11 protein-coding genes are annotated in these 15,108 nt (G+C 63.4%); 5 read left to right on the forward strand and 6 right to left on the reverse strand.

Going from position 1 to position 15,108, the window contains the following annotated elements; translation table 11 throughout:
• Positions 1–494: 494 nt before the first annotated feature.
• Complete coding sequence (locus V7066_RS28000) at positions 495–740, reverse strand: hypothetical protein (protein ID WP_334186208.1); 246 nt, start codon at positions 738–740, stop codon at positions 495–497.
• A 611-nt stretch (positions 741–1,351) separates the two neighbouring features.
• On the opposite strand from V7066_RS28000, the gene V7066_RS28005 reads away from it, so the two are divergent.
• The 3 genes from V7066_RS28005 to V7066_RS28015 are packed head-to-tail and all read left to right on the forward strand — an operon-like array spanning position 1,352 to position 7,183.
• Complete coding sequence (locus V7066_RS28005) at positions 1,352–2,146, forward strand: ImuA family protein (RefSeq protein WP_334186209.1); 795 nt, start codon at positions 1,352–1,354, stop codon at positions 2,144–2,146.
• Positions 2,064–3,923, forward strand: a complete 1,860-nt coding sequence (locus tag V7066_RS28010; protein WP_334186210.1) for a Y-family DNA polymerase — start codon at positions 2,064–2,066, stop codon at positions 3,921–3,923. The genes V7066_RS28005 and V7066_RS28010 overlap by 83 nt, the downstream gene beginning before the upstream one ends.
• On the forward strand, positions 3,923–7,183 hold the full coding sequence (locus tag V7066_RS28015; protein WP_334186211.1) for an error-prone DNA polymerase: 3,261 nt from the start codon (positions 3,923–3,925) through the stop codon (positions 7,181–7,183). The genes V7066_RS28010 and V7066_RS28015 overlap by 1 nt, the downstream gene beginning before the upstream one ends.
• A gap of 123 nt (positions 7,184–7,306) precedes the next feature.
• On the opposite strand, the gene V7066_RS28020 is transcribed toward V7066_RS28015, so the two are convergent.
• Together V7066_RS28020 and V7066_RS28025 are read right to left on the reverse strand one after the other, a co-directional pair.
• Positions 7,307–7,993 (reverse strand): hypothetical protein, encoded by a 687-nt coding sequence (locus V7066_RS28020; RefSeq protein ID WP_334186212.1) that lies wholly within the window; start codon positions 7,991–7,993, stop codon positions 7,307–7,309.
• 151 nt (positions 7,994–8,144) lie between these two features.
• Positions 8,145–8,777, reverse strand: a complete 633-nt coding sequence (locus V7066_RS28025; RefSeq protein ID WP_334186213.1) for an SOS response-associated peptidase family protein — start codon at positions 8,775–8,777, stop codon at positions 8,145–8,147.
• Between the two features lie 284 nt (positions 8,778–9,061).
• Here V7066_RS28025 and V7066_RS28030 point away from each other — a divergent pair, with 284 nt between their 5' ends.
• The gene (locus V7066_RS28030; RefSeq protein WP_334186214.1) at positions 9,062–9,550 is read left to right on the forward strand and encodes a MucR family transcriptional regulator; all 489 of its coding nucleotides are present in this window, start codon (positions 9,062–9,064) and stop codon (positions 9,548–9,550) included.
• A gap of 1,376 nt (positions 9,551–10,926) precedes the next feature.
• Here the strand turns inward: V7066_RS28030 and V7066_RS28035 are convergent.
• Both V7066_RS28035 and V7066_RS28040 read right to left on the reverse strand, forming a co-directional pair.
• The gene (locus V7066_RS28035; protein WP_334186215.1) at positions 10,927–11,241 is read right to left on the reverse strand and encodes a nuclear transport factor 2 family protein; all 315 of its coding nucleotides are present in this window, start codon (positions 11,239–11,241) and stop codon (positions 10,927–10,929) included.
• An 82-nt stretch (positions 11,242–11,323) separates the two neighbouring features.
• Positions 11,324–12,127 carry an SDR family NAD(P)-dependent oxidoreductase gene (locus V7066_RS28040; RefSeq protein WP_334186216.1) on the reverse strand — a complete coding sequence of 268 codons (804 nt, stop codon included), beginning with the start codon at positions 12,125–12,127 and terminating at the stop codon, positions 11,324–11,326.
• A 124-nt stretch (positions 12,128–12,251) separates the two neighbouring features.
• On the opposite strand from V7066_RS28040, the gene V7066_RS28045 reads away from it, so the two are divergent.
• Complete coding sequence (locus V7066_RS28045; RefSeq protein ID WP_334186217.1) at positions 12,252–13,148, forward strand: LysR family transcriptional regulator; 897 nt, start codon at positions 12,252–12,254, stop codon at positions 13,146–13,148.
• Positions 13,149–13,776: 628 nt separating this feature from the next.
• Here V7066_RS28045 and V7066_RS28050 read toward each other — a convergent pair.
• The gene (locus tag V7066_RS28050) at positions 13,777–14,499 is read right to left on the reverse strand and encodes a DUF1508 domain-containing protein (RefSeq protein WP_334186218.1); all 723 of its coding nucleotides are present in this window, start codon (positions 14,497–14,499) and stop codon (positions 13,777–13,779) included.
• Positions 14,500–15,108 lie beyond the last annotated feature (609 nt).

Consider the following 15,108-nt stretch of genomic DNA (forward strand, 5'->3'; position numbering starts at 1 on the left):
GGTGAGCCCGCCCGCGCGCGGCATAGAGCGCGGTCATGCCGGAGGCGTGGGGCGCCAGGCTGCGGCTCTCCCCACCTCGCTTCGGATCGTCAGGGCTCGTCAGGAAAATCGAGGAAACCTCAATGTGCGGAAAAAGCAATCGAGGGATCGGCCGGTCAAAGAAGGACCGGTGTTTTCATGGAAGAGCAAAATCGTTCCGGAACAGATCTTGACGCCCAAGCATCAGCGCCAAAGGCCGCGAGATAGCGCAGAGTCCAGCCAAAAGGCATACCGACAATCATCGCTGCCATTCAGCGCGCGATGCCCAGCACCATACGCCTGGCGGCTAGACCCTCAAAGCAGAGGCGAACCTCGCCGTTGCAACCGTCTTCCCGCACCCATAGCGGCAGCCATCGCCAAGCCCACGTCGCTGCAAACGCCTGACCGTCATGTCCGGGAGCCGATGTTCGATCCCAGGTCAGCCGCAGCGCAGCATCATACAGTCCCCAGTCCGCTCAGAACGCGAACGAGAGCTGGTCGGGATTTACCGCGCGCCGCCGAGGCCCGCGCTCGCGGGCATTGTCCTGGTCGACGGTGCCGAAAACGACCTTGATCATGGTCAGCGCGCGCGAGTTGACCGCGCCCGAGGCTTCGAGGCGGCGGACCGCGCGGGCGGGATCGCGATAACCGATGGCCTTGCCGAGTTCCGCTTCAGTGAGGCCGCGATTCCTGCGGGCCGCGGCCAGTTGGGCCCCAGTCATGATGTGCTCCGTCGATGTTCGAAATGGCATCCTCGAGAAGGTCGATCCCCCTCGAGGCGCGCCGGATCCGCTTAGCGAGGCGCGAGTACCGGCTCCAGTGAAAACGCACCCGACCGCCAGTTTATCAACAGAATACCAACAGCCTTTCGCACAGGCCGATTCGGTGCGCGACTCGTGGAATCGTGCGGCACGCGCCGGCACCGGCATCCACCCACCAGAAGCGCACCCTCGTCGATTCAACCCGGCCTCAATCGCGGAGCCGGTCGGACGCGGGAGATACTAATGATCGCCGCGAAGAGCCCCCGTCAGACCGTGTCGGCATCGCAGTTTCCGCAAATATCGTTCATGTTTTCCCCCATGCTGGACCCGACCCTAACGCTCTCGCCGTGACCTGACGGTTAAACGTCCACCTGGGAAATCAGCGTCCCGCAAACTCCGGCGCATCGCGCCACCAAAGGCCATCGGCACCACCAAGTGAACACTTCTGGGCATACCGAAGCTGCTTAAATTCTTTATCGTTTTCAGCCCGCTGGTTAGCGGGCAGCGACCCGGGATCGCCCCGCCAGCCGTCTTGACGCCGCGGACAAACAATCGGAACATAAAGCGAACAAATGAGTCGCCCCGATCCGATGCTCCTGACCACCGCCCTTTCATCCCGCTTGCCTGCCGACGCGCTCGCCGCGCTGCGCGCGCAAGTCGCCGCAGCGCAGACCGCGCGCGGCCCGGCCCTGCCGTTCGGGGTGCCCGAGATCGACGGCGCCCTCCCCGACCGAGGCCTGAGCAGCGGCGCCCTCCACGAAATCGCGGGTGCCAGCGCGGCCTGGAGCGACGATGCCGCAGCCACGCTGTTCACCGCCGGCATCGCCGCGCGCTTTGCAGCAGGGCCCGGGATGACCGTGCTCTGGACGCTGTCGCGCTTCGATCTCTATGCGCCGGCGCTCGAACAGGTCGGGCTCGGCCCGGATAAAGTGCTCTATGCGCAAGGGGCAAAGGACAGCGAGGTCCTGGCCATGGCCGAGGACGGCCTGCGCGACGGATCGCTGGCCTGCGTGATCGCCGAAGTCAAAATGGCCGACCAGACCGCGACACGGCGCCTGCAGCTTGCCGCCGGCGACAGCGGGACCCCGATGCTGCTCTACCGCCGGCACCGTGCCCGCGGGCGGGATCCGCATGCCCAGCCCTCGGCCGCCATGACGCGCTGGAGCATTGCCGCAGCGCCGTCCCGGCCCCTTGCCCATCCCGGCGTCGGTCGCGGGCGCTGGCAAGTCGAACTTGTCCGCCAGCGCGGCGGCAATCCCTTCTCCCTTCTTGTCGAGGCCTGCGATGACCAGGGTCGCCTCGCTCTACCTGCCGCACCTGCCGATCGAGCGGCTGCGCCGGGCCGAGCTGCCGCCCGCGCCGCCTGAGACGCGCGCGCCCGCGCGGCATCAGGCGGATGCATCCGGATTGCGCCCGGCGCTGCGAGGCGTCCCGCCGATCGACGACGACCCCGGCCCCTGCTCGGTGCCGCGCGGCGGCGGCTGGCGGCCGGGCGCGCGCTGGGCGCAAGGCGCCGTCCCGGCACCCACAGCGAAGCAGGCCGCCATCGATGCACTGCCCGCGCATCAGCGTCCGACCATGCGCGAGATAGGCCGGCGGAGCGAGCCTGCCGATCATCCGTTCCGGGCGATGCGTCCGGACGACGGCCATCCGGGAGCCGGCCGCCCCCCGGTCACTGCCCCGCAAAAGCACATCACCAGCCTCTGGCAGCGGCCGACTGTCCTGATCGAGCGCAGCGGCCAGCGCGAAGTGGTAACCGCAGCCTGCCCACTGGCACGCGAACTCGGCCTCCATCCCGGCATGACCGCGGCCCAGGCCCGCGCGCTCGTCAGCGATCTCGAAGTCCGCGAGGCAGCCCGCGACGGCGATCAGGCCTGGCTGGATCGCCTCGCGCTTCATGCGGTCCGGCACTGGACCCCGACGGCAAGCGTCTACGCGCCGGACGGTCTTTGGCTCGACCTCACCGGCACTACCCATCTTTTCGGGGGTGAAGCGCGCTTCTGCCGGCGCGCGCTGCGCTTCCTCGAGCGGCTGGGCTTCACAGCCCGGATTGCCATTGCCGCAAGCCCCGGCGCGGCCCACGCCCTCGCCCGCTTTGCGGACGCGGCAATAACCATCCTGCCTCCCGGCGAGGAAGCACAGGCCATCGCGGACCTGCCGCTGGCCGCCTTGCGGCTGCCGGACGAGGTGCTGAACGCGGCAAGCCGTTTCGGTCTCGAGCGGATCGCCGATCTCTATCCGATGCCGCGCGGGCCGCTCGCCAAGCGCCTCGGCCTCAAGGCCGTCGAACGTCTCGACCAGGCCCGCGGGCTCGTCGCGGAACCGATCGTGCCGGTCGTCCCTTTCGAGACGCCGCGCGCCGAGCGGCGGCTGCTCGAGCCGATCGCGACCGCCGAAGCGATCAATCAGGTCGCCGGCGATCTGCTCGGCGATCTCGTGCGCGATCTCGAGGGGCGCCGCCTCGGGCTGCGCAGCGCGGTTCTGACCTGCCGCCGCGTCGACGGCATCGACCAGCGCATCGCGATCGGCACCGCGCGCGCCACCCGGGACGCGCAGCATCTCGCGCGCATGCTGGCGATGCGGGTCGAGCGCATCGATCCGGGCCTCGGGATCGAGGCGATGGAACTCACCGCGCCGCGCACCGAGATCCTGCAGCCCGAGATGACCCGCAACGGGCTCGCAGGCGATCCGTGCGCGCCGGACATCGCCCCGCTCGTCGATCAGCTGGCGGGCCGGGTCGGTGAGGACGCCCTGTTCCGGATCACCGCGATCGAGAGCGATGTTCCCGAACGCGCCGCCAGGCGGACCGATCCGCTGGCGAGGCCTGCCCGGTGGCCGGGCTGGCGGCGACCTATCCGCCTGCTGCCGCGGCCCGAGCAGCTCTCGGGCGTGGTGGCCCTGCTGCCCGACCATCCCCCGCGCCGGTTCACCTGGCGCGGCAAGTCCTATCGGATTTCCGCGGGCGAAGGTCCCGAGCGGATCCACGGCGAATGGTGGCGCAGCGAGCGCGAGCTCTGGGCAGTTCGCGACTACTTCATCGTCGAGGCCGACGGGGGCGAGCGTTTCTGGGTGTTCCGGCGCGGCGACGGCGTCGATACGCCGACCGGCGATCTCACCTGGTATCTCCACGGGGTGTTCGGCTGATGGCGACCTATGTCGAGCTCCAGGTGACGAGCCACTTTTCGTTCCTGCGCGGCGCCTCCTCGCCCGAGGAGCTGTTCGCCGAGGCTGCTGCGCTCGGGCACACCGCCCTGGGCCTGGCGGATCGCGGCACGCTCGCCGGGATGGTGCGCGGCTGGGAAGGCCAGAAGACCACCGGCGTACGCATGATCGCGGGATCGCGCCTCGATCTCGCGTGCGGCCGCGCGCTGCTGGTCTACCCGAAGGACCGCGCGGCCTGGTCCCGCCTCACCCGGCTGCTGTCGCGGGGCAAGGCGCGCGGCGGCAAGGGCCGCTGCATGCTCGAATGGAGCGATCTGGCCGAGCACGCCGAGGGCCTCGTCGCCATCCTGCTTCCGGACATGCCGGACGCCGAAACGGCCGGGCACCTCGCCGCGCTGCGATCCGTTTTTGCAGACGACGGCTACTGCGCGCTTTCGCTGCGGCGCCGGCCGGGCGACCAGGCGCGTCTCCACGGTCTCGCCGACCTCGCGCGCGCCGCCGGGGTGCGCTGCGTCGCGACCGGCGACGTGCTTTACCACGCGCCTGAGTTGCGCCCGCTGCAGGACGTGATGACCGCGATCCGCGAGAAGACGACGATCGATGCGCTGGGTTTCCGGCGCGAGCGGTTCATGGACCGCAACCTCAAATCGCCCGAAGAAATGGAGCGGCGCTTCGCTGCCTTTCCGGGTGCAATCCAGGCCAGCGCCGATATTGCGGCGCAGTGCCGGTTCGACCTCGGGGAGATCCGCTACCAGTACCCCTATGAGGAAGTGATGGCCGGGCGCAGCGCCCAGCAGGCGCTCTCTGCACTGACCCATGATGCGGCCGCACGCATGTTCCCCGCAGGGCTCCCGCAGGCCTATGCCCGGCAGATCGATCATGAGCTCGGGCTGATCGAGCGGCTCGGCTACGCCCCCTATTTCCTCACCGTCAACGCGATCGTCGCGGAGAGCCGGCGCCGCGGCATCCTGTGCCAGGGCCGCGGCTCGGCCGCCAACAGCTGCGTATGCTTCATGCTCGGCATCACCTCGATCGACCCGATCAGGCACGAGCTGCTGTTCGAGCGCTTCGTTTCGGGGGAGCGCAAGGAGCCGCCCGATATCGATGTCGATTTCGAGCATGAGCGCCGCGAGGAAATCATCCAGTGGATCTACGAGACTTATGGCCGCCACCGCTCGGCGCTGACCGCCGTCGTCACCCGCTACCGCACCCGCGGCGCGGTAGCCGAAGTCGGCAAGGCGCTCGGCCTGCCGCGCGATCTCACCAGGATGCTGACGGGTCTCGTCTGGGGCTGGTCGATGGAAGGGATCACCGACGCGCAGATCGAGAGCCTGGGCCTCAATGCGGGCGACCACCGCCTGCGCCTCACGCTCGATCTCTCGCGCCGGCTGATCGGTACGCCGCGCCACCTCTCGCAGCATCCGGGCGGTTTCGTCCTGACGCAGGAGCGCCTCGACGACCTCGTGCCGATCGAACCCGCGCGCATGGAGGACCGCCAGATCATCGAGTGGGACAAGGACGACATCGATGCCCTGAAGTTCATGAAGGTCGACGTGCTCGGGCTCGGGATGCTGGGCTGCATGAACCGCGCGTTCAACCTGCTCGAGGCGCACAAGGACGTCACGAAGACGATGGCCGACCTGCAGGACGACGATCCCGGCGTCTACGCGATGATCCAGAAGGCCGACACGCTCGGCGTCTTCCAGATCGAGAGCCGCGCACAGATGTCGATGCTGCCGCGCATCAAGCCCAGGGAATTCTACGATCTCGTGATCGAGGTCGCGATCGTGCGTCCGGGGCCGATCCAGGGCGACATGGTCCATCCCTACCTGCGGCGCCGCGAAGGCAAGGAGACGCCCGAGTATCCGAAACCTGAACTGGAGGCAGTGCTCAGGAAGACGCTGGGCGTGCCGCTGTTCCAGGAACAGGCGATGCGGGTCGCGATCGTCGGCGCCGGGTTCACGCCGGCGGAAGCCGACCAGTTGCGGCGCGCGATGGCGACTTTCAAGCTTACCGGCGGGGTCAGCCATTTCTACGACAAGCTGGTGAACGGCATGGTTTCGCGCGGCTATCCCAAGGACTTCGCCGAACGCACGTTCAAGCAGATCGAAGGCTTCGGCTCCTACGGCTTTCCCGAAAGCCACGCCGCCTCCTTCGCCAAGATCGCCTATGCCAGCTGCTGGATGAAGCACCATCACCCCGACGTGTTCTGCGCCGCCCTGCTCAACGCGCAGCCGATGGGCTTCTACGCCCCGGCGCAGATCGTGCGCGACGCGCGCGCCCACGGCGTCGAGGTTCGTCCCGTCTCGATCAACCACAGCCACTGGGACTGCACGCTCGAGCCTGCGCCGGGCCGCTATCTCGCGGTTCGCCTCGGCTTCCGGCAGGTGCACGGGCTGGCCAATGTCCACGGCGCGGCGATCGCCGCGGCAAGAGGCCCCTCTCCCTTCGCAAGCGTCGAGGAAGTCTGGCGCCGCGCCGGGGTGCCGCGCGCCGCGATCGAACGGCTGGCGCAGGCCGATGCCCTTTCCTGCCTGGCGGAGGACCGCCGCCAGGGACTGTGGAAGGTGAAGGGCCTCGGCGAGGCGCCGCTTCCCCTGTTCGCGGCAGCCGACGCGCGCGAAGCGCACTTCTCGCCGGAAGGCCTGGAGCCGGAGGTTGCCTTGCGCCCCATCAGCGCCGGCCGCGAGGTGGTCGAGGACTACCGCTCGCTCCAGCTGTCGCTGCGCGGCCATCCGCTCGAATTCCTGCGCACAGAACTCGATGCGATGGGCATCGTTCGCTGCGCCGATCTTTCCTCGATTCGCGATGGACGCAACATCGAGGTCGCAGGCGTGATCCTCGTGCGCCAGAGGCCGGGGTCCGCCAAGGGCGTACTGTTCGTGACGATCGAGGACGAGACCGGGATCGCCAACGGCATCCTCTGGCCCAACAAGTTCGAGATCTATCGCCGCCAGATCATGTCCGCCTCGATGATCGCAATGCGCGGGCGCGTGCAGAAGGAAGGTGAGATCATCCACGTGATCTGCGACCGCATCATCGATCACGATGCCATGCTGCGCTCGATCGCGCGTAGCCGTTTCTCGGTGCCGCCGGGACGCGGCGACGGCGCGACCCACGGCGGCGGTCCCGATCCCCGCGACCCCAAGTTTCCGGCAGGCCGCACGCTCGCATCCCCGCCGTACAACACGGCGCCAGCTGCGGACGATCTCGTGCCCATCCGCAGCCACGATTTTCATTGAGCGCGGGCACGCGGCATTCCCGCTATCCGGCTGCTCCAGGCCGCCTCGGAAACGGTACCGCCTGAGGAATGGCATGTCCCCTCGCCCGAGCACCGGGCAAGGGGAACATGCCGAACCGCCCCGTCAGAGGCCGCTTTCCTTTTCGTGGACCCAACCCTCGTTGGTCAGCACTACAGCGGCCTTGCCGTCGAGGCTCTTGGCGGTGTCGCGTTCCAGCTGCGGATAGGCGGCGCGGAGCTTGGCATTCTGCGTCCAGGCCGGAAGGTTCTCGAGGTGATGACGATAGGACACCTGCGAGAGCTTCACGCCCATCATCTCCGCCGGTTCGGTAAACTGGACGACCTCGTCCACCGTCGGCGTTCCATAGCAGAAGCGCTGCGACATCGACTTGAGGCCGGAGGCTTCCGGGGTCGTCGCGATCGCCTTCTTGCCTTCGGCGGAGAGCTCGTAGGCGTGGACCGGGACTTCCTTCTCGGTATTGTCGAAGAAGCCTGCCTTGATCGAGATCCGCGCGTCGCGCACCGTCATCAGCCCGGCATCGGCGAGCGCGGCGAAAGGCGCTTCCTGGCGCTCGCGATTCACGATCGCAAACTTGGCGGTGAGCGGCGAGGCATCGACGTAGCGGGGATACTCCGCGTCACTGTCCTTGGCCGGCTTGATCGTTCCCTCCGGGACCCGCAGGCAGGGCGGGTTCTTCTCGATCCAGTGACCGATCGCCGCCTGGAAATTGCCCTTGCTGGCCTTCTTCGGATCGGAGCATCCGCTCAGCAGCACAGCGCTTCCCAGCGCAAGCAAGATATATCGGTTCAAAATTCGGCTCCGTATCCGTTCAACAATTTACGTAATTTGCTGATAGTAAAAAGAATTACTGCAATGCAAGTCCCGGAACCCACGCCGCAGGCCGCTGCGCGCGCCGCATGGCCCGCCACATCGCCAGCTCGGCAACGCAATACCTTTTCGATCAGGCTTCCCGCCTCCGCGTCGGAAATACCGGCCCCCTCACCGACATCTTCGCGGCATCGTAAGGCCGCTGCAGCGCGGCGATTTCCTCGTAGCTCCCCTGGAGCCAGGCGGTCACGGCCTCGGGCTCGAGGATCGTGACCATCGCCTTGGGATGGATCGGCGCCACCAGTTCGTTGGCATTGCAGGTCACCATCGCGAAAGCGTCGCCAACCGCCGTCCTTTGCCAGAACCCGGCCACCGCAAACGTCGGCTGATCGGCCACGCCGAACCACATCTCGCCCTTCAGCGGCGGCTTGCCGTCGCCGAGATCGTGCCTGTCCGGCGTGAACTCGCAGAATTCGGTGAGCGGCACGATACAGCGATTTTCCGGACGCTCGGCGAGGCGCCGCCACTGGGGTTCCGCGAGGCGGCGAACATTGGTCATCGGCCAGGCGCCCTTTCCTCCCAGCACGTCCCAGGACATGATATCCCAGCCCCGCCGCCCGCCCTCCTCGCGGATCACATAAGCCCTGCCCCTCGGCCGCAGCTCCTGCGGATCGAAGCGATTGTCCCGCGGGCGCTCGGTAAACAGCCCGGCTGCCGATCCGAACAGGCTTTCCGGCTCTCCCCGCATTCTTGCCCGGTTGCACATCCGTCCATCCTCCAGCGCCCGCTATGCACATCATGGCGCAGATCAACGGCTGCGCCAAACCGTCATCGCTATTCGAAAGCAATAGCAGTCACCGGTGTCATGCAACCGACGATAGCTCACGCAGAACAGGCCGCGCCCGTAAACATCCCCAACGAATAGAGACCCAAAACAGAACATCGTCGCAAAGTTCAGACGAATATACCTCAGCGTCACTTGCGAATACGCCGCCGAAGTGCTTGAGCGAATGCGCCAAGAAACACAAAAATTCGGGTAAAAGAAGCACTATGACCGACGACACTCTTCTGGTCCTCGCGGCCGATATCATTTCCGCTCATGTCAGCAACAACGCCGTTGCCGCCGACGCTCTCCCCGGGCTGATCACCGCGGTCTACGGCTCCCTGGCGGGTCTCGGCGAGGCGCCCGCTCCCGTCGAGGAGGTCCGGACACCCGCGGTATCGGTGCGCTCGTCGGTCAAGCCGGACACCATCACCTGCCTCGAGTGCGGCAAGAAACTGAAGATGCTCAAGCGCCACCTGACCACCGACCATCAGCTGACACCATCGGAATATCGCGCCCGCTGGAGCCTTCCCGCCGACTACCCGCTCGTGGCCCGGAACTATGCCGAAACCCGCAAGGAACTCGCGGTGAAGATCGGCCTCGGCCGCAAGTCGGGCAAGCGCGGGCCGACGAAGTCCGCTGCCGAAGTCCAGCCGACGGCAGCACCCGCGGTAAAGAAGCGCGGGCGCAAGACGTTGGCAATTTCCACAAACTGACGAACCGGGCATTCGACTGCGCGATCAACCGACGCGCAGTCGAAACCTCGCCGTAATGCGCTCCAACGTCGCGGCTTCGAAAAATGCGGATACTCGGGGCGCGCCTTCACAGATGACGTAGAGGAGCACTGCTTACCCCCTCGAAGCTGCCTTTGATCAAAGAGTTACATGGGCCCTGAATGGCCGTACGTGGGACATTTCGCTCAGTCCGGTTCCGAGCAGGTAGCCCAAGAAAGCTGACGCTCCTGGCATAGAAATTGCCATCAGTGCTTTGGCTGCAACGCGCCTTAGTTGGTCGTTCCAGAACTGATTTTACGTTTCCGAAATTCGACTGTCTGCTTTCCGTTTCTAAAATGCATAGCCATCTCCACAGTTGTCGAAACTTCGTCCTGCACACTCAAGGCGAACTCAGTTAAGGATGGCCGAAATGGTGACCTGTGGGGGCTCATGTCAGGACAAGATTGGCAACGCGATGGCGCTTCGCAATTAGAGAAATTTGACGCATTGATGGCACGAACCATCATATTTCTTCGGAAAGTCGAAATCGACGCTGTCGTGGATCGAGTGTTTCGGGCACTAGAGATAAGTTTTTTCGGAAACCTTATAATTTCTATAGTCTCAGATTGGTGAGCCGCTTGGCACATTAGCCCAAATGCTGATCTCCTTTTCGCCTGGTCTGTATCTATCGGGCCCAATAGTCAGGAAAATGCAAGGCGGGAAAACCTTTCACGGCATAATGGTCATGGCCTCTTTTGCCTTCCCATTTTACATAATGATCGAGCTTCTCCAATCAGTTATGAGGGCCACGATCCAAGTTGACCGGCACGCAGCAATGGAAGAGCTCGCCAAGACGGAGAAGCACCAAGTGTTCTTTGCATGCGCACGGCACGGAACTTCTTCCTATGAGCAATGCGATGACGCTTCCAAGCGCGCCGCACGCGCAGTTTTGGAACGCTGTGACGGCAAAGGGCTCTAAGCACCCGTTGTAGCCGTTCAGATGCCGAATTGACGTGCCAAGGAGCCGAAGGGCTGCTTTCCCATACAGGCGCGACTGAGCAGATGCAGGCTAAATCCATTCATCTCGCGTTTGGGCGGGCCTTAACCGCTTGATCTTCTGCGGTCTGGCATGCGGCAACCGCAATTCAAAGTAGCGAAGCTGCCTGCAAGAATCTGTGTCCCCTGCGTTGGCGGCAAGACGCAGCCAACTGCGATATCCAGACATGTCGTTACGATTGAAGCAACTTACGGCAGCATTGTTTGCGGCAATGACATCACCACTTCTAAATGCTCGCCTATAAAGCCCCGCGGGGCTGTTGCGGTTTGAAGGCGTGCCGAAGAGCGCCTCGTCGCCTTCACCAGCACGCCAATCGCCAAGTTCACGTAGCGCTGCCGTATAGCCGCGCAATGCGAGGTGTTGCACGATAGGTAGCCAAAAGCCTGAGCCGCCCTCGTACCGGATCTTCAGCGCTTTGAGGTAGAGCCGATCTTCTCGTGTCTCGTCCGGCCTTATCACCATCCACATGGATCAGGATATTGGTCACCTGATGCGAGTGATGCAGGGTATGGCGATGCTGCGCAAAGATCAGGTCGATCACGCCCGGGCCGGGGCCTTGGTAGACGTCAGGACCATAATCCGCGATCGCGTCGCTATGCCAGATGGAATGTCCCAGCGACACGTCCAGCCGATCCATCGAGCGGCAATAGTATAGATGAGGTCGGTGATAGCCTGCCGGTCCAGAAGCGACTGCAAATCCATGTGCGCTGTCACTCCCTTCAATCCTGACCCATCATCTCGCGCGTCATGCGCTGAACTGCGACCACGCGCTCGCGCCGCTGTGCGGCCGACTGGTTGGTCATCCCGGTCTGGTCGTCTTCCTCCCCCCAGTTCTTTATCGGACCATACGGCAGGCGCTCCAGTCCGACCCGGGCGACATCGTACGCGGAAGCGGAATCCTCGGGGATGCTCTGGCCCTTTGCCGCCATGTAGCGACGGAATTCCGGCGTGTCGGTCTTGCTCATCACCAGAGTGAGGACATCCACGCCGGAGGGCTTCAATTCCGCCCAGAGCGCCTCGGCGAGGCACAGGTTGAACGCCTTGCTGCCGCAATAAGGCCCCATCATCGCCAGACCGCCATAACATGCGCCCGAATTGACGAGCATGATGCCACCCCGCCCTCGCGCCTTCATCGGCCCGGCAAAGCCATGCGTGCATTTCAGCACTGTCATGACGTTGCGCTGCACAAGGTCAATCCAGGCACCAACCTCGGCGTCAAGGAACGCCTCGCCATTGGGATCGCCGCCCGCGTTGCTTATGTAGAGGCCGACCTCGCGATCGCCGACAGCCTCGAAGACCCGCTCGGCGGCATCGGGCGCGGCGAGGTCAACGCACGCCGTCACACACCGCAACCGGTATTCAGCCTCGATCTCGGCGGCGAGCGCCGCGAGCGGCTCGGAACGGCGCGCGATCAGGACCGAGGAGACGCCTTCCTTGGCGATTTGGCGGGCGAATTCGCGGCCAGTTCCCTCGGATGCTCCGGCGATGACCGCCCAGGGGCCGTAACGTTCGGCGAATGTCACTGACGCTTTCCTCTCTCATGTCCGGCCTTAGGGCTCGAATCGAAAGAGAATTTGACGCGGCTTCCTCCATACCGCCACTAAAATATTCGACCACATGCTATGCCGAGATGATATAGGACGGAGGATGGAGACCAAGCGCCTGAGTTATTTTTTGCGGATCGCGCAGGATGGCTCGTTGACTCGCAGCGCCAACGTGCTTCGCATCGCCCAACCTGCGCTAAGCAGGCAGATGCGCCTGCTTGAGGAAGAACTCGGCCTCAAGCTCTTCACCCGGTTCGCGCGTGGCATGGCTCTGACGGATGAGGGGACGATGTTGCGCGACGCCATCGCCGGTCCCATGCGTGAACTCGAATTGGCGATCGAGCGCATCAGGACGGCGTCGCGGCAGTCGCAAAGCAACATTGCGATCGGCATTCCCGTCGGCCTCACGGCGCTGCTTTCGACACCATTGGCGTTGCACCTGGCTGCAACCTCCTCCGCCTCGCGCGTGATTGAAGGGCCACACGGCAGCCTCGTGGACTGGCTTGCCCGCGGCATGATCGACCTGGCGCTACTCGAAGAACCCACGATTGACCCGCGCTTGAACGAACGACCGGTCCTGAACCTGAACCTGGCCCTCGTCGGCAGGGCGGACGATCCGCTCATGGCCAGATCGGACGAGATCGCCTTCGCGGAACTCGCGCGGTTGCCGATGATCCTGTCTTCTCATCACATGGGGCTGCGTCCGACGGTTAATGCCGCCGCGGATCGGACTGGCATTGAACTGAACGTGCGCTTCCATGCCGACTCCGCGCGCCTGGTCTGCGATCTCGTCTTGAATCAACTCGGTTATGGCATTCTCCCGCCTTGGCAGCTGGATCGGAGCGGTCCGGACGCGAGGTCTCTAGCTTTCCGGACCATCCGTGATCCGGCTTTACCGGTCACGGTGCTAATAGCGTCCCGGCGGATGCGAAGCGCCAACAGCACGGTGGCGGCGCTCGAAACCGACCTCGCAACGTTCGTGCAAGCGATCGCGCGCTAACTTCGGACGCACTGCGTACCAGACATGTTTGGCCTAAGTATGAACAGGGCACTGGATTAAGAGTTCGCGCCTCGATCACTGGACGGTCGCTACGTTGGTGTCGGCGGTTTAGAGTGTCAGGCATATGCTAACGGCAGATTATAGCGAGAACTGACGTTCAACTTTGCGTACACGACGACTGAACCTGGTCGGTTCCGGAAGCGAGCCGCCCGATAGTGGGACATTTTTGCGCGTCCCAAGCGACATGTCGATTTATCGCCTTCGGTATACGCCCAGGGCAGCAGGCAGCCCTCAATGATCTTGGCGAGGCGGCAATGAGCTTCAGGTCTTGGCGACGAATTACGCCAGGTCATCATGAGTTCGCGCACCGAAGCCCCACGAACCAGTGGCAGGACGACGATGAGCTTTCCGCGAAGCTCGTCTGACCGAGCATGAAGGACAGGGATTAGCGACAAGCTCATTCTCGTTGTCACCATCAGCCGGAGCGTGTAGAGCGTCGTCCCTGCAAAATCCTGCGCTTAGATGGCTCCGAGATCATTGCATAAAGCAGCGATCTGATCGTGCAGCCGTTTTTGCCCCGTTTTCATGTTTCGTAACTTCACGAAAATTTTAGGTCATTTGCGCGAAATCATTCTATGAATATTCTTGCGTTTTTACTATTATCTTTGAGAAACGTTACGGCGGCGAGGCATTCTTTCTCGGTCGAAAACCCAGAGCCCTTTGCAATCAACGCGCCGGTACTCGCGCGAAGTTTCCAACGCCAATCTCCTCCGGCGGGCCGGGTAGAGGTTAGCATGACGCGATCAGCTCGAAAAATACTGAAGCAGGCGTTTCTCGGTGGCGTTAAAGGAACTGCGAACGAGCCGCCCTCATTTTCCCACTCCTCGCGCTGGCCGCGATCCGACGCTACTTGTCGCGATCCTAGACCATCCAAAGGCCCGACCTTTTGTGGCTCGAATGCTATAGCGATTTTAGGATTCGTAACAGGGCGCGAGGAGTGTCGCTGCTCGACGCTGTCGAGAAAGTGTTCGCAGTAATGGCCTGTCGTCACGTAATCCTGCTCGTAAGACCCAAGATCGTGTCCCACCCCAAAGCGCACATTCAATCGCTCAAAAATTGCTGGATCGTCGTCGGCGAGATCGCAGATAAGCGCTTGTAGGATGCGTTGATGAGCAAGTACGCGCCGCTCCAGCGTAGTTTCCTCGCTCGGCTCCGCATTAGCGCCGTGCGCAGGCGAGTCCACTAAGCCAGTTTCCTTCTGGCGAGTAGCATATGCAAACTGTTCAGCCTCGTCGCTTGCCGATAAAAAGGCTGAAAATGTGCCGGCTTGGTTGTTAGATTTCCTGGTCATTGGAGTCACCGCTTGAGCGGGAGCACTTAACTCTCGGTCGCCCTTGCTCAAAAATAAAGATGGCGATTAATCTTATATGGAGGCGTTAAACGCGATTTCAACGTCGGCGATAAATAATAAGGCAGTTACAAAGCCGCGTTATGACTCTACATCCTGCGATTTGCGTGTTTGAAGCGCTTTGATATGACACACTTTTTGACCAAAATTCACACTATTGCGACGTCCAGCTAATCTAAAACCAACTTTATAGAATAGCGCCCAGGAGGCCTCGTTACGAGGCCTGCATTCAGAAGTCATCTGCCTGGCTAGATAAGGGGCCCTCAGTCTGGAAATTACGCCGAATGCGGATGGGTTGCTCGGTACACCCCGAACGGCAGCTTCGGACGCTCGCGGCCTTTGAGAGTATAAGGCAAGAATGTCTGGATCTCTGGTCGGAAGCCGACCCAACGTGAGCGTCAACTATCCGCGCAACCCGACCCCAAACCAGACATTCGCCTACCGGCCACTACGGTGGAGTGGGGCCTTGGGATCGGACGCGACAATCGTGTAGCGAATAGCCGGGATCGAGCCAGCGTCAGTCGCAAATAGATTTGGCGCGCCCGTCGATGC

This window comes from Novosphingobium sp. (assembly GCF_036820275.1).
In the GTDB taxonomy this organism is placed as follows: Bacteria; Pseudomonadota; Alphaproteobacteria; order Sphingomonadales; family Sphingomonadaceae; genus Novosphingobium.